The organism is Actinoplanes sp. NPDC049598 (genome assembly GCF_040675435.1).
Classification (GTDB): Bacteria; Actinomycetota; Actinomycetes; order Mycobacteriales; family Micromonosporaceae; genus Actinoplanes.
In genome coordinates this window covers 202,799-220,355 of sequence record NZ_JBFAOX010000010.1, presented here as the reverse complement: position 1 = coordinate 220,355, position 17,557 = coordinate 202,799, and the positions used below count along the sequence as shown (strand labels likewise).

Annotated in this window: 17 protein-coding genes; 15 read left to right on the top strand and 2 right to left on the bottom strand. The window is 70.7% G+C overall.

Translation table 11 applies throughout. From position 1 onward, the window contains the following. The first annotated feature begins 7 nt into the window (after positions 1 to 7). The 9 genes from AB0J66_RS24025 to AB0J66_RS23985 all read left to right on the top strand — a co-directional run bounded on the left by AB0J66_RS24025 (position 8) and on the right by AB0J66_RS23985 (position 8,947). Positions 8 to 2,890: an ATP-binding protein gene (locus AB0J66_RS24025; RefSeq protein ID WP_364664480.1), complete on the top strand. Its 2,883-nt coding sequence runs from the start codon at positions 8 to 10 to the stop codon at positions 2,888 to 2,890. Continuing rightward, positions 2,887 to 3,351: a roadblock/LC7 domain-containing protein gene (locus AB0J66_RS24020; protein WP_364664477.1), complete on the top strand. Its 465-nt coding sequence runs from the start codon at positions 2,887 to 2,889 to the stop codon at positions 3,349 to 3,351. Before AB0J66_RS24025 ends, AB0J66_RS24020 begins: the two co-directional genes overlap by 4 nt. After that, on the top strand, positions 3,348 to 3,809 hold the full coding sequence (locus AB0J66_RS24015) for a DUF742 domain-containing protein (protein ID WP_364664475.1): 462 nt from the start codon (positions 3,348 to 3,350) through the stop codon (positions 3,807 to 3,809). Before AB0J66_RS24020 ends, AB0J66_RS24015 begins: the two co-directional genes overlap by 4 nt. A gap of 22 nt (positions 3,810 to 3,831) precedes the next feature. Beyond that, complete coding sequence (locus tag AB0J66_RS24010; protein WP_364664747.1) at positions 3,832 to 4,419, top strand: ATP/GTP-binding protein; 588 nt, start codon at positions 3,832 to 3,834, stop codon at positions 4,417 to 4,419. 89 nt (positions 4,420 to 4,508) lie between these two features. Further along, positions 4,509 to 5,264 carry a hypothetical protein gene (locus AB0J66_RS24005; protein WP_364664473.1) on the top strand — a complete coding sequence of 252 codons (756 nt, stop codon included), beginning with the start codon at positions 4,509 to 4,511 and terminating at the stop codon, positions 5,262 to 5,264. 186 nt (positions 5,265 to 5,450) lie between these two features. Beyond that, a complete protein-coding gene (locus tag AB0J66_RS24000; RefSeq protein ID WP_364664470.1) occupies positions 5,451 to 6,449 on the top strand; it encodes a UDP-N-acetylglucosamine 2-epimerase in 999 nt (332 codons plus the stop codon). Positions 6,450 to 6,460: 11 nt separating this feature from the next. Continuing rightward, positions 6,461 to 6,811, top strand: a complete 351-nt coding sequence (locus tag AB0J66_RS23995) for a hypothetical protein (RefSeq protein WP_364664467.1) — start codon at positions 6,461 to 6,463, stop codon at positions 6,809 to 6,811. Between the two features lie 21 nt (positions 6,812 to 6,832). After that, entirely contained in the window at positions 6,833 to 7,396 is a 564-nt protein-coding gene (locus AB0J66_RS23990) for a helix-turn-helix domain-containing protein (RefSeq protein WP_364664465.1), read from the top strand. A 78-nt stretch (positions 7,397 to 7,474) separates the two neighbouring features. After that, positions 7,475 to 8,947: a cellulose binding domain-containing protein gene (locus AB0J66_RS23985; RefSeq protein WP_364664462.1), complete on the top strand. Its 1,473-nt coding sequence runs from the start codon at positions 7,475 to 7,477 to the stop codon at positions 8,945 to 8,947. 75 nt (positions 8,948 to 9,022) lie between these two features. Here AB0J66_RS23985 and AB0J66_RS23980 read toward each other — a convergent pair whose 3' ends face one another. Then, a complete protein-coding gene (locus AB0J66_RS23980) occupies positions 9,023 to 9,619 on the bottom strand; it encodes a TetR family transcriptional regulator (RefSeq protein WP_364664459.1) in 597 nt (198 codons plus the stop codon). Positions 9,620 to 9,727: 108 nt separating this feature from the next. Here AB0J66_RS23980 and AB0J66_RS23975 point away from each other — a divergent pair, with 108 nt between their 5' ends. The 5 genes from AB0J66_RS23975 to AB0J66_RS23955 all read left to right on the top strand — a co-directional run bounded on the left by AB0J66_RS23975 (position 9,728) and on the right by AB0J66_RS23955 (position 15,929). Continuing rightward, positions 9,728 to 10,159, top strand: coding sequence for a MarR family transcriptional regulator (locus tag AB0J66_RS23975; RefSeq protein WP_364664456.1), 432 nt, complete (start codon positions 9,728 to 9,730; stop codon positions 10,157 to 10,159). Continuing rightward, a complete protein-coding gene (locus AB0J66_RS23970) occupies positions 10,156 to 11,739 on the top strand; it encodes an MDR family MFS transporter (RefSeq protein ID WP_364664453.1) in 1,584 nt (527 codons plus the stop codon). The genes AB0J66_RS23975 and AB0J66_RS23970 overlap by 4 nt, the downstream gene beginning before the upstream one ends. 211 nt (positions 11,740 to 11,950) lie before the next feature. After that, the gene (locus tag AB0J66_RS23965) at positions 11,951 to 13,504 is read left to right on the top strand and encodes a diguanylate cyclase (protein WP_364664450.1); all 1,554 of its coding nucleotides are present in this window, start codon (positions 11,951 to 11,953) and stop codon (positions 13,502 to 13,504) included. 93 nt (positions 13,505 to 13,597) lie between these two features. Beyond that, complete coding sequence (locus AB0J66_RS23960) at positions 13,598 to 14,401, top strand: SAM-dependent methyltransferase (RefSeq protein ID WP_364664447.1); 804 nt, start codon at positions 13,598 to 13,600, stop codon at positions 14,399 to 14,401. Between the two features lie 1,291 nt (positions 14,402 to 15,692). Beyond that, positions 15,693 to 15,929 carry a DUF397 domain-containing protein gene (locus AB0J66_RS23955; RefSeq protein WP_097317473.1) on the top strand — a complete coding sequence of 79 codons (237 nt, stop codon included), beginning with the start codon at positions 15,693 to 15,695 and terminating at the stop codon, positions 15,927 to 15,929. 84 nt (positions 15,930 to 16,013) lie between these two features. Here the strand turns inward: AB0J66_RS23955 and AB0J66_RS23950 are convergent, their stop codons facing one another. After that, positions 16,014 to 16,910 carry a helix-turn-helix transcriptional regulator gene (locus tag AB0J66_RS23950; RefSeq protein ID WP_364664445.1) on the bottom strand — a complete coding sequence of 299 codons (897 nt, stop codon included), beginning with the start codon at positions 16,908 to 16,910 and terminating at the stop codon, positions 16,014 to 16,016. A gap of 296 nt (positions 16,911 to 17,206) precedes the next feature. Between AB0J66_RS23950 and AB0J66_RS23945 the strand changes: the two genes are divergently transcribed. Further along, positions 17,207 to 17,533, top strand: a complete 327-nt coding sequence (locus AB0J66_RS23945; protein ID WP_364664442.1) for a hypothetical protein — start codon at positions 17,207 to 17,209, stop codon at positions 17,531 to 17,533. Positions 17,534 to 17,557 lie beyond the last annotated feature (24 nt).

The following is a 17,557-nucleotide window of genomic DNA, read 5'->3' as shown; positions in this document are numbered from 1 at the left end:
CCGCATCTTGGGCAAGCTCGCCCTGCTGGTGCTCGTACCCCTGCTCGGCGTCGTGGCGCTGAGCGTGCCGATCATCGTCAACCGTATCGACGCGGCCGGTGAGGCCCAGTCCACGTCGGACACGGTCGAGCTGGCCGGCCGCGTCGGCACGGCGGTTCAGGAGCTCCAGGAGGAGCGCCTGCTCGCGGTCGGCTTCTACTTCAACCTGGTCGACCAGCCGACCCTGTCGGTGCAGAGCGCCCGGGCCAAGGACGCCGTGGCCCGGGTCGACGACGGCGTGACGGTCTCCAAGGAGCTCGCCCGAGCGCTGCGGAACACGTCCAAACTCGACAACACCCGGCAGAACGTTCTCAACCGGGCCATCCCGCCCAACCAGATCGTCACCGAGTTCACCACTTGGATCACCCCGGTCGTCAACGGCCTGGCCATCTCCTCCACGGCCGACCTGAAGACCGGCGTCGGCCGGCAGCTGTTCGCCCTCGAGCAGGCGCTGCGCACCGACGACCTGATCAGTCAGGCCTCCGGCTACCTGACCGCGGCGACGATCACCAAGGACACCGGCCTGGTCGGCCTGTTCTCCTCCACGCTGGTGCAGATCCAGCAGGTCATCACCAACTCGCAGGCGTTCTTCACCGACACCCAGTACAAGCTGTACCTGGGTGCCCAGGACGCCTTCACCTCCCGCGTCGGCGCCGACTTCTTCCAGCTGGCGGCGACCGACCCGACCAACGCCGTGGCCCTGCTGAACATCGGCACGCTCTTCCCGTCGCTGCGCTCCGTGCTCGTCCTCGGTGGCTTCGTGGAGAAGCGGGTCGCCGCCGACGTGCAGGCCATCGTGACCAGCAACCGCGACGCGGCCATCCGGGACGCCTTCCTCATCGGTGGCGGCTCGTTCGTGCTGCTGCTGCTGGTGATCGGCCTGAGCCTGTTCATGGCCCGCGCGGTGGCCCGGCCGCTGCGCCGCCTCACCGTCTCGGCCGACCGGATCGCCCGCGCCGCCGAGGCCGAGCTCGAGCGGGTGGCCGACGACGAGTCCGAGTCCATCCGCCCGATCCGCCTCGACCCGGTCGACGTCGAGGGCCAGGACGAGATCGGCGACCTGGCCCGCGCGTTCGACCGGGTCCAGACCACGGCCGTACGGCTGGTGGAGCGCCAGGTCCTCGGCCGGCGCAACGTCGCACAGATGTTCGCGCACGTCGGCCGTCGTACCCAGAACCTGGTCGGCCGCCAGCTGGCCCTGATCGACAACCTGGAACGCCGCGAGACCGACAGCGACCGCCTCGGCGAGCTGTACCGCCTCGACCACATGTCCAGCCGTCTGCGCCGGAACGCGTCCAGCCTCGTCGTGCTCTCCGGTGACACCGGCGCCAACGAGCACATGGCACCGCTGCCGCTGCAGGACGTGGTGCGTCTCGCCCTCGGTGAGATCGAGGACTACACCCGCGTGGACGTGGACGTCCCCGAGGAGATCGTGGTCGTGCCGGCCGTCCTGGCCGACCTCACGTTGCTGCTGGCCGAGCTGATGGAGAACGCCACCGCGTTCTCCCCGCCGCACACCCGCGTCGTGGTCAGCGCGACCGAGCTGCGCGGCGGCGCCCGCCTGGCGATCGTCGACAACGGCCTGGGCATGCCGCCCGAGCGCATGGCCGAGGAGAACGCCCGGCTGACCCGCCGCGAGCGGCTCGACCTGGCCCCCAGTGAGGTGCTCGGCCTGTTCGTGGTCGGCCGGCTCGCCCGGCGGCACGGCATCGAGGTCACCCTGACCGAGACGCCCGGCTCCGGTGTCACGGCGTGGGTCGACCTGAACCCGTCCCACCTGATCGCCCGGGTGCCGAGCCTCTCCTCGCCGGAGGTGGCGCCGTTCCCGTCGATCGCCACCCCGGCCGCCCCGCAGGGCTACCACACGGCCGAGTTCGCCCAGGTCATCGCCGGATCGGCGGCCCGGGCGTCGGTGCCCGGCAGCCAGCAGCCGTTCGACGCGAACGTGCTGGAGCGGGCGACCAAGACCCTCGAGACCGGGCAGTCGTGGAACGCGTTCGCGCCGGCCCGGACGGCCCCGGCCCTCGAGGAGCCGGTGTACGAGGCCGAGCCGGTGTACTCGCCGGGCCCGGCCTACCAGCAGCCGATCGTGCAGCCCGCCGTCGACCCGGCGTACGAGCTGAACGCGCCGGTCGCCGGCCGCGTCCCGGCCGCGATGCCGGAACTCCCGGCCGCCGGCCCGTCGGCCTGGCACCAGCCCGCCCCGGCCCCGCAGCCCACGTGGAGCACGCCGCCGGCGGTGGAGGCCCCGCAGCCGACCTGGAGCGCCCCGCCGGCCGTGGAGGCCCCGCAACCCACGTGGAGCGCCCCGCCGGCCGTGGAAGCGCCGACATGGAATGTTCCGCCGGCCGTGGAGCCCCCGCCGGTCATGCCGGCGATCCCGCAGCAGCGCACGCCCGAGGAGGACTACCGCCACAACAGCCCGACGGCCTTCGAAGCGCCGTCGTCGCCGCCGGCTCCCAGCAACGGGACCCCGCTGCGGCGCCGCGTGCCGGGCAGCCAGCTTCCCGAGGAGGCGGCCGCGCCCACGCTGCCCTCCCGGCTGCCGTCCCAGGACGACGCGCTCGCCGCGCGCTCGGCGTTCGACGACTTCGAGGCGGGTGTCAGCCGCGCCCAGTTCGACGCGGCCGAGACCCAGATGACCGCGCCCCCGTCGGCCGGTCATGCACCGCTCGCCCGGCGCGTACCGGGCGCCACTCTGCCGCGGGATGAACCCAACTACCCGCCGCCGGCAAGTCCGAGCCTGCCGCTGGATCCGGATCAGGCCCGGGCCCTGATGGAACAGTTCGAGTACGGCGTCGCACTCGCACTGAACGAAACTCAGCCACAACCCGAGGGACAACCGCGATGACTTCCCCCTACTCGACCGATACCGGCCACGGCTATGCCCAGCCCCAGCTGAGCGCGGAGGCCAAGACCTTCAACTGGCTGCTGGACTCGTTCACGTCCGGCACCGCGGGCGTCATCGAGGCGATCGCGGTGTCGTCCGACGGTCTGCTGATGGCGATGTCCGCGATCAAGGACCGGCCGAACGCGGAGCGTCTGGCCGCGGTCGTCTCGGGCCTCACCAGCCTGGCCGGCGGCGCCGCGAGCTGGTACAGGCTGGGCTCGCTGAACCGGGTCATCATCGACATGGCCGAGGGCTACCTGCTGGTGACCGCGATCAGCGCCGGCTCGGTGCTCGGGGTCATCGCCGACCGGTCGGCCAACCTCGGGACCCTGGCCTACGAGATGACGCTGTTCGCGACGAGGGCCGGCGGCGCGCTCAGCCCGCGCCTGATCGCCGAGTTGAAGAACGCCGTTCAGCAATGACCTACCCGGACCCCGACGACCCGGCACACCCGGCTCGGCCGAGTGTCCGACCTTTCCTGCAGTCCGGTCCGCAGTCGGCCGGCGGCTACCGCCCCGCCCCGCGGGACGAGCAGCCTCCGGCCGCTGACCCGACCGCCACTCTCCGCCCGTTCGTCATCACGTCCGGGCGCACCAACGGCGCCGATCCCGAGATCGGGATGGAAACCCAGGTGACCGTCAACCTCGCCGCGACTCCCGTCCGTCTCTCACCCGAGATGCGCGCGATCGTGGGACTGTGTGTCGAGCCCGTCTCCGTGGCGGAGATCTCGGCCCGGCTGCGCCTGCACCTCGGCGTCACCCGCATCCTCGTCGGTGACCTCCGGGCCGCCGGCCAGCTGGACGTCCACGTGCTGGACAACGACTCCCCCGACCCTGAGACCATCATGCGAGTGATCCGTGGACTACGAGCAATCACCTAACCGTGCCTACGGCGCGGCCGCCGTGGGCAACGAGGGCCGGCCGCCGAAGAAGGCGCCGGTCCCGGTCAAGATCATCGTTGCCGGTGGCTTCGGCGTGGGCAAGACGACGACCGTCGGCGCCATCTCGGAGATCGCCCCGCTGACCACCGAGGCCGAGATGACCTCGGCCTCGGTCGGCATCGACAACCCCGGCCTGGGGTCGACGAAGACGACGACGACCATCGCCATGGACTTCGGCGTGCTGACCATCGACCAGACGCTCAAGCTCTACATCTTCGGCACGCCGGGGCAGACGCGCTTCGCGTTCATGTGGGACGACCTGATCAAGGGTGCGCTGGGCGCGCTCGTGGTGGTCGACACGAACCGGATCGACGACTGCTATCCCGCGGTGGACTACTTCGAGCGGGCCGGGCTTCCTTTCGTCGTCGGCGTCAACACCTTCAACGGGCAAATGCAGTACAGCCTGGACGAAGTGCGCTGGGCGCTGGCCATCCGCGACGACGTTCCGGTCCTCGCGTACGACGCCCGCTTCCGCGCCTCCGTACGGGATGCCCTCCTGGTCGTCCTGGATCAAGCGCTCGACAAGGCCATTCGTCAGAAGGCGACGTAGGGTGTGCGGCGCGTCGCGCTAATCGAGGTTCCCAAATCGGCCTCCAAGCGGGCACAGTGGAAGGCGACCCGCTACGGAAGGACGATCAGGTGCGAGGTGGCCTGGACGACGCGCTCGACAAGCTGGCGCGCCGTGATGAGTTGCGCCGCCGAGCGGCGGGGGAGACTACGGGCACCCCAGCGGCCGTGACGGAGCTGGTCGAGGCGGTCGCGGGAGTGGTCGGGCGCCACCCCGAGCTGGGCGTGAGTGTCGGCGTCGAGGGCTCCGGCGAGCCGCTGCTGCTGCATTTCTACGTCGCCGACGGCCAGGTGCAGGTCAGCGCCGAGAACGCGGCCGCCCTCCAGCCGGGTGACGCCGACGCGCCGCGGCACGCCGACGTCGACATCGAGGTCGGCGAGCCGGTCGAGCGCCCCTGGTCCCCGGCCCCGCCTCCACCGGCCAGCTACGACGACCAGGAGCGGTACGGATACACACCGCCGCCGCAGCCGTTCTACGACGAGTCCGACACCGCCGAGCGGCAGTACGGCAACTTCGACCATCCCCCGGCCCCGGCTCCGGCCCCCGAGCCGCATGATGTGGGCGAGTCCTCCCGTGACCTCGGCGCCCGCCTGCGTGACCTCGGCATGGCGTCCTCCTCCCGCGAGGAGCCCCCACCGCACCCCTTCGCCGCGACCCCGCCACCGCGGGTCCCCGAGCAGGCGCAGGAAGCGACCCGCCGGATCACCCCGACCCCGCTGCCGAAGCCGGTGCCGCTGCAGGTCGAGCGCCCGGAAGAGACCGAGATGGCCGCCCGCCGGCTGGCCGCGATGCTGCGCGACGACCCCACCCTGCTGGAGCAGCAGTAACAGATCGTAATGTTCACGTCGCGGTCAGGCGGCCGGTCGCGTGCCCGATTTAAGTGCTTTGGACAGCGCCTGACATGTCTGGGTTAGGCCGTTCGGCCACTTTGATCCCGGCACCCTTGAATCACGCTCCGTAACTACATAGCGTTCGACGCGGCCCTCCCCCAGCCAGCACCGGAGAAGAGTTCGATGTCGTCGCTGCCCGAAGTTCACCTGGTCGCCGGAACCCCGGCCGAGGCGTTCCGGCTCGCCCCGGTCGCGCTCGCCATGCGCGAGCAGGGCCGGCTCACACCGGTGCTGCTGGCCACCGGCACCGACCCGGCGGCGGTCGACGCGACGCTGGCCCGGTTCCGGCTCACCCCGAAGATCACCCTGCCCGCGGCGGACAACCAGACCGGGACGGTCCGGCGGTTCGACGAGCTCTGGGCCGCCCGCACGCCGGACGCGGTCGTGGTCCGCGACGACCTGCCGGCCGCGCTGGCCGCGTTCTGGCGGCGGATCCCGATCATGCAGCTGGACGCCGGCCGGCGCGACGGTGACCTGGTCGCTGCCTCGGCCCGGGAGGCCCAGCGCCGACTGCTGGCGCAGGTCGCCACCGTGCACCTCGCGGCCACCCCGCTGGCCGCCATGAACCTGCTGGACGAGCGCGTGGTCGCCGGCGACCTGCTGCTGACCGGCGGCACGGCGGCCGACGCGGCGGCCAAGCTGCTCCAGCGCCGCCCGCACCAGCGCCGGGTCGTGCTGGGCGTCCCGGCGCAACGGGCCCAGGCGATCGGGCCGGCCCTGCGTTACCTGGCCACCCGCCACCCGGATCTCGAAGTTGTGGCGCCCGACCAGGTTCGGACGCTCGCCGAGGCGTACGTCGTGGTGACCGACGACGGTGACCTGCTGGAGGAGGCCCTGGCCTTCGGGACCCCGGTCCTGGCCATCGCCTCCGGCACCGAGTACTCCGAGGCGCTGCACGCAGGCAGCGTCCGGCTCGTCACCGCCGACCCGGCCGCGATCACCAGCGCGGTCGCCGACCTGCTCGACAGCCGGGTGCGGCGCGACGGGATGGCGGCCGCCGGCAACCCGTACGGCGACGGCCTGGCCTCGTACCGCGTCGCCCAGGCGACCGCCGCCCTGCTCGGGCACGGCCAGTTCCCCGACCCGATGCCCGCCCGGCCGGTGGCGGGCGTGGCCCGATGAGGGAGAGCGCGATGGACGTCGTCACCTTCTGGACGAACTCGTGGACCAGCGACGACCGGGTCGCGGCGCGGCAGCTGCTCGCGCCCGACGCCGAGATCGAGTGGAACCTCGACGCCCCGGTCGACGAGGAGGAGCTGATGCAGACTCTGCACCGGATCGCCGTCTTCGCCGACACGGTCACGGTGATCGAGCAGGCCCGGGCCGTCGACGGCGCGGCGCTGCTCTACGACCTGGTCGCGCCCTTCGGCACGGTCCGGATGGTCGAGTTCCTCGGCATCGAGGACAACCGGATCACCGAGGTCCGGCAGGTGTACGACGTGACGGCCACCGATCGCTTCTTCCCGGGTCTCTACGAGCAGTAGAGCGTCGTTACCCTGTGCACCATGGCAGATCGACTGCGGGCCGACGCGCAGCGTAACCGTGCTGCTCTTCTCGCCGCTGCCCGTGAGGTCTTCGGCGAGCAGGGCCTGGACGCCTCGCTGGACGAGATCGCCCGCCGCGCGGGCGTCGGCAACGCCACCCTCTACCGGCGCTTCCCGACCCGGCGTGACCTGATCTCCGAGGTTTTCGCGGGCCAGATGACCGGCTACGTCGAGCTGGCCGACAAGGCGCTGGCCGACCCTGATCCGTGGCAGGGTTTCGTCGGCTACCTGCGCCGCCTCTTCGAGATCCAGGCAACCGACCGCGGCCTGTCCGAGATCCTCGTGACCAGCAGCTTCGACGACGACGAGCGGCTGGCCGAGCTGAAGGCGACCGCCCAGCGGGGCGCGGCCGAGGTGATCCGCCGGGTCCAGGACACCGGCCGGTTGCGCGAGGACTTCACCCGGCAGGACATCAGCCTGCTGATGCGGGCCAACGCCGGGGTGCTGCGCAGCTCGGCGGACCCCTCGGCCTGGAAGCGGCACCTGTCACTGGTTGTTGACGGCCTGTCATTTAAGGATGTTTAAGGCGTTTGCCAAGGTCATTTAACGCGCAGCGGACGAGACTCGACTTCCGTCGTCACCCCCTGCGATCGGAGTCATCCCATGCAACGCAGCCGTCTGCGCCTGGCCATCTACGCCTCGGCAGCGGTCCTCGCCGTGGCCGGCGGCGTCGGCGCGGCAGTCGCGGCCACCACCCCGGCCGGCACCACCGCCGCGACCGGCGGCCTGACCGCCACGTTCAGCCAGGACAGCGACTGGGGCACCGGCTACCAGGCCCGGTACACGATCAAGAACGGCTCGAGCGCCGCTGTGAACGGCTGGCAGCTCGCCTTCGGCCTGCCGTCGGGCGCCAAGCTGGGCAGCGTCTGGGATGCCACGGTCACCACCTCGGGCGGCGTCTCGACGGCCAAGAACCCGGGCTACGCGCCGACGATCGCGGCCGGCGCCTCGGTGGAGTTCGGTTTCATCGTGACCGGCCGCGGCGCACCCACCAGCTGCACCATCAACGGCGCGCCCTGCGGCGGCGGAACAGCGACGACCGCCCCCACGACCAAGCCGACCACCCCACCGCCGACCAAACCGACCACCCAGCCGCCGACCAAACCGACCACCCAGCCGCCGACGAAGCCGACCACCGCCCCGACCACAGCGCCGCCCACCACCACCCCGCCGGCAACCACCACCCCGCCGACCGGGAATAGCGGCAATGTCCGGTTCGCGCCCTACGTCGACATGGGTCTGCTCTCCAACGGCAGCACCACCCTGACCCAGCTCGGCAGCGCCAAGTCGTTCAGCCTGGCCTTCGTCACCAGCACCGGCTGCAAGGCGAGCTGGTTCAACGCCTTCGACCCGCGCTCCAAGCAGTTCGCCGACCAGATCTCCGCGGTCCGCGCGGCCGGCGGCGACGTCAAGGTCTCGTTCGGCGGGGCCACCGGCATCGAGCTGGCCCAGGCCTGCACCAGTGTCACCGCCCTGCAGGCCGAGTACCAGGCGGTCGTCTCCGCGTACGGCCTGAAGTACATCGACCTCGACATCGAGGGCGCCGCGGTGGCCGACCCGACCACCATCGCCCGTCGCTCGACGGCGCTGGCCGCGCTGCAGAAGGCCAACCCCGGCCTGAAGATCTCGCTGACCCTGCCGGTGCTGCCGGAGGGCCTGACCGCGGACGGTCTCAACGTGGTCCGCTCGGCCAAGAACGCCGGCGTCGACCTCGACCTGGTCAACATCATGGCGATGGACTACGGCCGGGCCGGGCAGGACTACGGCGACCTGGCCATCCAGGCCGTCAAGGCGACCAAGGACCAGCTCAAGTCGATCTACGGCAACAGCGACGCGGCCGCTTTCAAGATGGTCGGCGTCACCCCGATGATCGGCGTCAACGACGACAACGGCGTCTTCGGCCTGGCCGACGCCCGTGACCTGGTCGCCTTCGCCAACACCAACCACATCGGCTTCGTCTCGATGTGGGAGGCCAACCGCGACAAGAACGCCTGCAACGGCGCCCTCTTCCAGTGCACCAACGTGGCCCAGTCGCCGTTCGACTTCAGCAAGATCTTCGCCGGCTTCACCGGCTGACGACCCCTCCCCATCCCCAGGTAGGCGTGACTCCGGGCCCCCACCCGGAGTCACGCCTTTTAGCGGTACGGGTCGTCAGGCGAACCCGCGCCCCGTCTCGGCCAGCGTCTCCGACACCAGCTCCCACAGGCTCGTGCCGGGCGGCCGGTCGAGCCAGATGTGCAGCGCCACCCGCAGCGCGGCCAGGAACGCGGCTGACGTCATCTTCACCCGTACGCTCGCCGGGTCGCCGCCGGACCGCGCCGCGATCTCGGCCGACAGCTCGCGCTCGAGCGCGGCGAAGGTCTGCACCTGGGCGCCCACCAGCGACGCCTGGGTCCGCACGAGGCGGCTGCGCGCGATCCACTGCGGGTCGACGTCGCCGAGCTCCAGGTAGAACTGCTCGGCCGCCGCGGTGAGGGCGGCCCACGCCGGCTCGTCGGCCGGCCGCGCCCGGACCAGCGCGATCATCGAGTGGATGCGCTGGTAGTCGCCGTACAGCAGGGCTTCTTCCTTGCTGCTGAAGTAGTTCGAGAAGGTGCGGCGGGAGACGCCGGCCTCGTCGGCGATCGCCTCGACCGTGATCCGGTCGGCGCCGTGCTCGATCGCCAGCCGCATCGCCGCTTCGTGCAGCGCCTGGCGGGTGGCGGCCTTCTTACGTTCGCGCAGTCCGGGCTCGGCCGTGGTGCTCATGACATGAGAGTACCGGCGTGTGACTCGCTTCTCAATGAGAAAACTTGCGCACTGGGCACCTTCAGCGGATAGTTGTGTGTAGCAATCAATCCGTGGGAGGGAGCGGCCGTGACCGACGTCGATCTGCTGACGCAGATGCAGGAATTGCTCCGGGCCGTCCGGGTGTTCAAGACCAGGCTGGCGCCGCACTCCGCGGCCGTTCCGCCCGGCACGCTCGGCCCCCTCGTGATGATCGCCACCGGCCGCGGCACTCACGTGAAGTCGCTGGCGGCCGAATGTGCGCTGGACCCCTCGACGGTCAGCCGATCCGTGGCGGCGCTGGTCAAGGCCGGCCTCGTCGAGCGGGCCGCGGATCCCACCGACGGCCGGGCCGCGGTGCTCGCCGCCACCGAGCGCGGCCAACAGGTCCTCGACGAGGTCATGACCTACCACCATCGGCAGCTCGCCGATGCCCTGCGCGACTGGACACCCGAGGAGCGACGCGCCCTCTCGACGATGCTTCAGCGCTTCACTGACGATCTGATGGAGGCTGCGCGATGAGCGCCCCAAGCATCACCGGCGCCCGACCGGGCGCCATGTCCCACCGCCAGATCATGGAGGCCCTCTCCGGCCTCCTGCTGGTGCTCTTCGTCGCGATGGCCTCCTCGACCATCGTCTCGACGGCGCTGCCGACGATCATCGGCGCGCTCGACGGCTCACAGACCCAGTACACGTGGGTGGTCACGGCCACCCTGCTGACCGCCACCGCGTCCACCCCGATCTGGGGCAAGCTGGCCGATCTGTACAGCAAGAAGCTGCTGGTGCAGATCTCCATTGTGGTCTTCGTGCTCGGCTCGATCATCGCCGGCTTCTCGCAGACCGGCGGCCAGCTGATCGCCGCCCGCGCGTTCCAGGGTCTCGGCATGGGCGGCGTCCAGGCGCTGGTCCAGGTCGCGATCGCCGCGATGATCCCGCCCCGCGAGCGGGGCCGCTACAACGGTTACCTGGGCGGCGTGATGGCGCTGGCCACAGTCGGCGGCCCGCTGCTGGGCGGCCTGATCGTCGACAGCAGCCTCGGCTGGCGCTGGTGCTTCTTCATCGGCGCCCCGATCGCCGTGGTCGCCCTGGTCGTCCTGCAGAAGACCCTCAACCTCGAGGTGATCCGCCGGGCCAACGTGAAGATCGACTACCTCGGCGCGTCCCTGATCGCCGCCGGCGTCAGCGTCCTGCTGATCTGGGTCTCGTTCGTCGACAGCTCGTTCGCCTGGGTCTCGTGGCAGAGCGCCGTGATGGTCGGTGGCGCCCTGGTCCTGCTGGCCGCCGCGGTCTGGACCGAGAAGCGGGTCGCCGAGCCGGTCGTCCCGCTCGACATCGTGGCCAAGCGCAACACCGCCCTCGCCATCCTGGCCAGCCTCTCGGTCGGCATGGCCATGTTCGGCGGCGCCGTCTTCCTCGGCCAGTACTTCCAGATCGGCCGCGGCTACAGCCCGACCGAGGCCGGTCTGCTGACCATCCCGATGATGGGCGGCATCCTGATCTCGTCGACCATCTCGGGCCGCCTGATCAGCAAGTACGGCAAGATCAAGCCGTACATCCTGGCCGGCACGATCATCCTGGTCGCGGGCTTCGCCGGACTGTCCTTCCTCGACCACGACACCCCGCTCTGGTACGTCGGCGCCTCGATGTTCCTGGTCGGCGCGGGCGTCGGCATGTCGATGCAGAACCTGGTGCTGACCGTGCAGAACACGGTGGCCCTCAAGGACATCGGCGCCGCCAGCTCGACCGTCGCGTTCTTCCGCTCGCTCGGTGGCACGATCGGCGTCTCGGTCCTCGGCGCGGTCCTGGCCCGCCGGGTCTCCGACACGATCACCTCGGACCTGGCCAACGCCGGCGTCTCGGGTGGCAGCAGCTCCGGCGGCAGCGTGAGCACGCTCAACCTGTCGGCCCTGCCGGACGCCGTGCAGCACATCGTCCGGGCCGCGTACGGCGACGCCACCGGCCACATCTTCCTGATCTCGGCCGCGGTCGCGGTCGTCGGTGTGATCGCCGCCGCCTTCCTCAAGCCGATCGCGCTGCGCACCACGGTCGACATGGACGCGCCGGCGGCCGAGGCGAAGAAGGAAGAGGCCCTCGCCCACTGACCCTTTCCGATCATCACGGTGCGGCGTCCCTTCGGGGGCGCCGCACCGCTCTGTGTCCGGCTCGTTACTGGTGTGGCGATATTGCTCACGGCCGCAGACGTGGAAGAGACGACTCACGCAGAGCTAGCCTTCGAAAGCAGAGCGCTGATCATCCTCATTCGCGGGTGCACGCTGCCGATCGTTCGACTCGGAGCCGAAGGGAGGTGGCAGGTTGGACGCCGAGAGTCTCTCCGCCGCCCTGCTCGAGCTCGAGGACGAGATCAACTGGGATGCGGAGGCGATGCTCGACCGCGCCGTGCGGCTCGAGCGCCAGGCCCACGCGCTCGGCAACGAGCTGCTGGCCACCCGGGCCCGGCTCAGCCAGGCCAACCTGCGCATGCGGGCCGGCGACGTGGCCGGCGCGGCCCAGCGCATCTGGAAGGTGCACCAGTGGGCCGTCGACAACGGCGCCCGCCAGCTCACCGCCCGCACCCACCTGGTCTGGTCGAACATCCACCGCCACCTGGGCGACGCGGCCCAGTGCCTGGAGCACGCCGTGCTCAGCGTCGAGCTGCTCGACGAGACCGCCACCGACCACATGCGCATCTGGCATCGGGTGAAACTGGCCGACGCCCTCGCCTTCAGCCACTCCATCGACGCCGCCCGCCACCGCTTCGAGCAGGCCGAACGGCTGGCCGTCCAGTACGCCCGGCCCGATCTGCAGCTCGCCGTGCTCAACAACTTCGCCTACGCGGAGTACGCCGCCGGTAACCACGAACGGGCCGAGCGGATCGCCCAACGACTGCAGCGGCACGCGACCGAGCACGGCTTCGAGCTCGACGCGTCGCTGCTCGACACCATCGGCCACATCGAGATCGGCCGCGGCCGCTACGCCGAGGCCGAGCACACGCTCGAGGTCTGCATCGAGCGCCATCTGGCCGGCCGGGAGGACGACGCCGACGCCCTTCCGGAGTACCTGCTCACCCTGACCCGGGCCCGGCGCGGCCAGAGGGCGTACGACCGGGCCCAGGCGAGCCTCGACGCCTGCCGCAACCTGTGTCTCGAGCGTGAGCTCGGCGACATCCTGGTCCGCGTGCACCAGGAGCAGGCCGAGCTGCACGCGGCCCGCGGTGAGTTCGCCGAGGCGTACGAGCTCCACAAGGCCTTCTTCGCCGCCTTCACCAGCCTGCACTCGCGGCAGCGGGAGGCGCAGGCCCGCACCCGGCAGGCGCTGTTCGAGACGGCCGAGGCCCGCCAGGAGGCCGAGCGGTTCCGCGAGCAGGCCCGGCGTGACCCGCTGACCGGCCTGCGCAACCGGCGCTTCCTCGACGAGCAGCTGCCCGGCCTGATCGACACCGACCCCGACCTGGTCGTGGCCATCATCGACCTCGACCACTTCAAGCGGATCAACGACCAGCTCTCACACGACGTCGGCGACCAGGTGCTCGTCCAGGTGGCCAAGCTGCTCGAGACCGAGCTGGCGGCCGTCTCCAAGGAGGCCTTCGTGGCCCGGCTGGGCGGCGAGGAATTCGTGATGGTGATGCCGGGCCGGCCCGTCACCCAGGCGGCCCACGAGGTCGACACCATCCGCCGCGCGGTACGCCGCTACGACTGGGCCACGATCGCCCGGGGCCTGTCCGTCACGATCAGTGCCGGCTTGGCCGGCCTGGCCGAAACGGGGAGTGACGGTCTCCTGCGCCTGGCCGACCGCCACCTGTACGCGGCCAAGCACGCCGGCCGCGACTGTGTCGTCCACCGCGGCGCTCAGGCCGCCGCGGCGGCCTGAGCTGGGACTCAATTTGATCAATTAGGACCGCTAGGCTGTACCGCACTGACGGACAGTCGGCCCTGTGCGGTGCGGGGTCTCAAGGAGGCGGTCGTGGACAACGAGGTCCCACCCCCGGGCGTGAACATCAACGTGCCGCACTCCGCCCGCATCTACGACTACTGGCTGGGCGGCAAGGACAACTTCGCCGTCGACCGCGCGGTCGGCGAGGCCATGATCAAGGCAATCCCGAGCATGCGCTACATGGCCGGCGAGAACCGCAAGTTCGTCCACCGCGTCGCCCGCGACCTGGTCGAGAAGGAAGGCATCCGCCAGTTCCTCGACATCGGCACGGGCATCCCGACCCGGCCCAACCTGCACGAGGTGGCCCAGCAGATCATCCCCGAGGCCCGGGTGGTCTATGTGGACAACGACCCGATCGTGCTGGTCCACGCCCGCGCCCTGATGATCAGCACCAGGGAGGGCCGCAGCGAGTACATCTCGGCCGACATCCGCGACCCGGGGTCGATCCTCGACGACAAGACCCTGCGGGACACGCTCAGCTTCGACGAGCCCATCGGGCTGACCATGATCGCCATCCTCATGCTGATCGCCGACCAGGACGACCCGTGGACCGCGGTGGCCGCCCTGCGCGACGCCATGCCCTCCGGCAGCTGCCTGGCCATCACCCACCCGACCGCCGACTTCGACCCCGGCCCCGTGGCCCAGGCGGTGGCCGCGGCCACGAACGCGGGCATGACCCTGGTCGCCCGCACCCGCGAGGCCGTGGAGCGCCTGTTCGGCGACTGGGAGCTGCTCGACCCCGGCCTGGTCCCCGTCCCGAGCTGGCGCCCCGACGAGCCGGTCGCCAACCCCGAGTCCGTCTACTACTGGGCCGGCGTCGCCCGCAAGCCGTAACACCCGTCCGGCCGGGACCCACCTCCAGGCCCGGCCATCCCGCCGCTTGACCCAGCCCTGCCTCTTGGCGCGGGACCCACCCCCACCTCCAGCGCGGCCTCTCACCCCGGCACGGGCGGAGGCCTCTCGCCCACGGCACGGGGGCAGCCTCTCGCCCACGGCACGGGGGCAGCCTCTCGTCCACAGCGCGAGGGCAGCCTCTCGTCCACAGCGCGAGGGCAGCCTCTCGTCCACAGCGCGGAGCGGAGACGCGGACTCGCGCCCACGCACGGGGGGTCTCACGCCCACGCACGGGAGGCGGCCTCACGCCCGCGCACGGGGCGCCCTCACGCCCGCGCACGGGGGCGCCCGCCCGCCGCGCGGACGCGGCGCTCGACGCACGGGGCGGGCCGGCGAGCGGTGAAGCCAACCGGCCGGGCGATCCGGCACGGGGGAACCGGACCACCCGGCCGGAGCCTGGTGGCGCGCCCGCAGGGGCGCGTGGGCGGGTGTTACGGCGTCACGCCCGCCAATTCAGTTGTTTACAAGTCCGTAATCTTGGGTAACCGACGAGTAGCTTCCAGGAAAATTCTGTCGGTCGCTTTCACCGGCGGGGTGGTGGCCGCCGTTTACAGCCTCGGCGAGCGGCCTCCGGCGATCGAGCAATGCACACGAGGCGTAATCAAGCCGTGCCTCTTTCGGTCGCGCGCGGACCATGCGTGACCGCTGTGACACCGCCTCGCCTTCCCGCTTGGACAGCCGGGCTCCGCGTCCTCCGAAAGAGTGACGTCGACCTTTACCCGTGCCTATCCGAATCACCCTCCTCAGTCGACGGTCGCGGATCCGCCGTCGGCGCATCGGGGCGGGTCAGGGCCACCCTGCTCCCCCCGAATCGATGTGTGACAGCGCTCGCACGAGCCGAGGCGGCGGTCACATCGTCGGTCACTGTCTCATCTCGATAGAGCGGCGCCGGGTTGCCGCGACGCGTCCCGTCCGTCGTTTGTGGATCTTGATCGAAGTGCTCCGGGCCGATGTTGGGAACGGACATTCTGGTACCTCTCGCTCGGACGCCCCCGCCAGGGAGCCTCGCGCCGAGGCCGCAGACGCCGTTTCCGCGACCGATCCGTCACTCAAAGATGTCACCCTTAGTGACCCCCAAGAGTGTGCGTACGTGCGTTATCATGCTCACAATCCCGTGAGTACGCAAGGCCAAATGCACGTGCATTTGCACAAGGTGTGAGGCAATGATTGCTCACAGGAGAGCATCTGCCTCCGGACGATCCCCGACCGGAGCAAACAGAGGGAGCTTCACATGACGCACGCGGTTAACGGCATCCCCGCCGGGCAGTTGGAGGGTGTCACCTGGCAGAAGAGCCGGCGCAGCAACCCCAGCGGCAACTGCGTCGAGGCCGCCGTCCTCCCGAACGGGGACGTGGCCATGCGCAACTCTCGGGACCCCGAGGGCCCGGCTCTGATCTACACCCCGGCCGAGATCGAGGCGTTCCTGGGCGGAGTTCGCGACGGCGACTTCGACAACCTGCTCGCCTGAGACCTCAAACGGTCAAAGACCAAAAACTAGAGGCGTACGAGACTGCAGCTCGTACGCCTCTAGTGTGAAACCCGAAAAAAGCCGTCAGGCCGGTCGGCCGATCTCGTGCAGCAGCTTGCCGAGGATCTCCGGCGTGTGGTTCGGCGGCTCGGCGTCGATACAGACACGCTCCATAGCCATCGCGTACTGATCGACATCCTCGCGCTTGTCGAGGTAAATCGCGCTGGTGAGCTGCTCGACGTAGACGACGTCGGGCAGCTCCGGCTCGGGGAAGCGCAGGATCGCGAACGGTCCACCCGCGGCCGCGTGCCCACCGGCGTGGAACGGAATGATCTGGAGCCGGACGTTCGGCTTCTTGGCCGCCTCGATCAGGAACTCGATCTGGGCCCGCATGACGTCCACGCCGCCGATCGGCCGGCGGAGCACGGCCTCGTCGATGACGGCCCACAGCTGCGGCGCGTCGCCCGGCCGGTCGAGGATCGCCTGTCGCTGCTGGCGCAGCTCGACGCGGCGGTCCATCTCCTCCGGGGTCACCCCGGCATGGCCCAGCATGATCACCGCGCGGGCGTAGTCAGCCGTCTGGAGCAGGCCCGGGACGAACTGGATCTCATACGTACGAATCAGCGTGGCGGCCGCCTCGAGCCCGAGGTACGACTGGAACCAGCCCGGCATGACGTCGCTGAACTGCTGCCACCAGCCCGGGTTGTTGGCCTGCCGGGCCAGCACGAGCAGCGACTCACGCTCGGCCGCGTCCTTGACCCCGTACAGGGTCAGCAGGTCGTTGACGTCGCGCTCCTTGAAGCTGACCCGGCCGAGCTCCATCCGACTGATCTTCGAGCCCGAGGCCCGGATCTCCCAGCCGGCGTCCTCGCGGGTGATCCCGCGGGCCTCACGGAGTTTCCGAAGCTGCGTGCCGAGCAGGATGCGCAGGACGGTGGGACCGCCGGTCGGCGCCTCCTCCTGCTGCGTACCCGCGCTCACTTGACTCCTCGTCGTAGCTGTTTGGGGGCTGCCGGCCGCAGTCCCCCAGCATCCTAAGGGGGAGATCCTCCACGGCGAAACACGACGAGCGCAACGCCCGCGACATTCGCCCCCGCCGGATGCACGTGCATCCGGCCTTGCGAACGCACCTGTCGGCGAGGATGATAGCTGACAGACACGCACCGATTGCTGACAGAGCGTGCTGAAAGTTCGGCTTCTCGGCCGATGCGGGTGCCCGGGTGGTGGTGATTGCCGCCCTGACCTCGTGTTCGGCGAGATCTGGGAGGGTCCACTCGATGTCCACGGCACCGACCGCTACCCCCACCATCGCCCCACCTCAGCGAGACCCGGCGGACGTCGCGCCCGCCGACAGCTACCACCCGTCCGACCGGGTCTGGGTCTTCCGCGACGGCTGGCGCGCCGGCGTGATCGAGGCGGCCTCGCCCCGCGCGGTGACGGTGACCTACCGCCCCGGCCCCCACCTCGGCACCGGCGTCGACACCTTCACCGCCCCCTACGTGACGGCCCGCTCGTCGGAGGACCCGGCGGTCGACCGTCGCCACCCCGGCCGCGGCCACCTCTACACGCAGTCCGGCCTTCCGCTGCGCCACTCGGCGGCCTGAGCGGCGTCTCCTGCCCTCTGCCGG

Excerpts from the sequence above, each read along its gene's own strand:
- AB0J66_RS24020 (WP_364664477.1), top strand. The coding sequence starts at position 2,887 with ATGACTTCCCCCTACTCGACCGATACCGGCCACGGCTATGCCCAGCCC.
- AB0J66_RS24015 (WP_364664475.1), top strand. The coding sequence starts at position 3,348 with ATGACCTACCCGGACCCCGACGACCCGGCACACCCGGCTCGGCCGAGT.
- AB0J66_RS24000 (WP_364664470.1), top strand. The coding sequence starts at position 5,451 with ATGTCGTCGCTGCCCGAAGTTCACCTGGTCGCCGGAACCCCGGCCGAG.
- AB0J66_RS23995 (WP_364664467.1), top strand. The coding sequence starts at position 6,461 with ATGGACGTCGTCACCTTCTGGACGAACTCGTGGACCAGCGACGACCGG.
- AB0J66_RS23990 (WP_364664465.1), top strand. The coding sequence starts at position 6,833 with ATGGCAGATCGACTGCGGGCCGACGCGCAGCGTAACCGTGCTGCTCTT.
- AB0J66_RS23985 (WP_364664462.1), top strand. The coding sequence starts at position 7,475 with ATGCAACGCAGCCGTCTGCGCCTGGCCATCTACGCCTCGGCAGCGGTC.
- AB0J66_RS23980 (WP_364664459.1), bottom strand. The coding sequence starts at position 9,619 with ATGAGCACCACGGCCGAGCCCGGACTGCGCGAACGTAAGAAGGCCGCC.
- AB0J66_RS23970 (WP_364664453.1), top strand. The coding sequence starts at position 10,156 with ATGAGCGCCCCAAGCATCACCGGCGCCCGACCGGGCGCCATGTCCCAC.
- AB0J66_RS23955 (WP_097317473.1), top strand. The coding sequence starts at position 15,693 with ATGACGCACGCGGTTAACGGCATCCCCGCCGGGCAGTTGGAGGGTGTC.
- AB0J66_RS23945 (WP_364664442.1), top strand. The coding sequence starts at position 17,207 with ATGTCCACGGCACCGACCGCTACCCCCACCATCGCCCCACCTCAGCGA.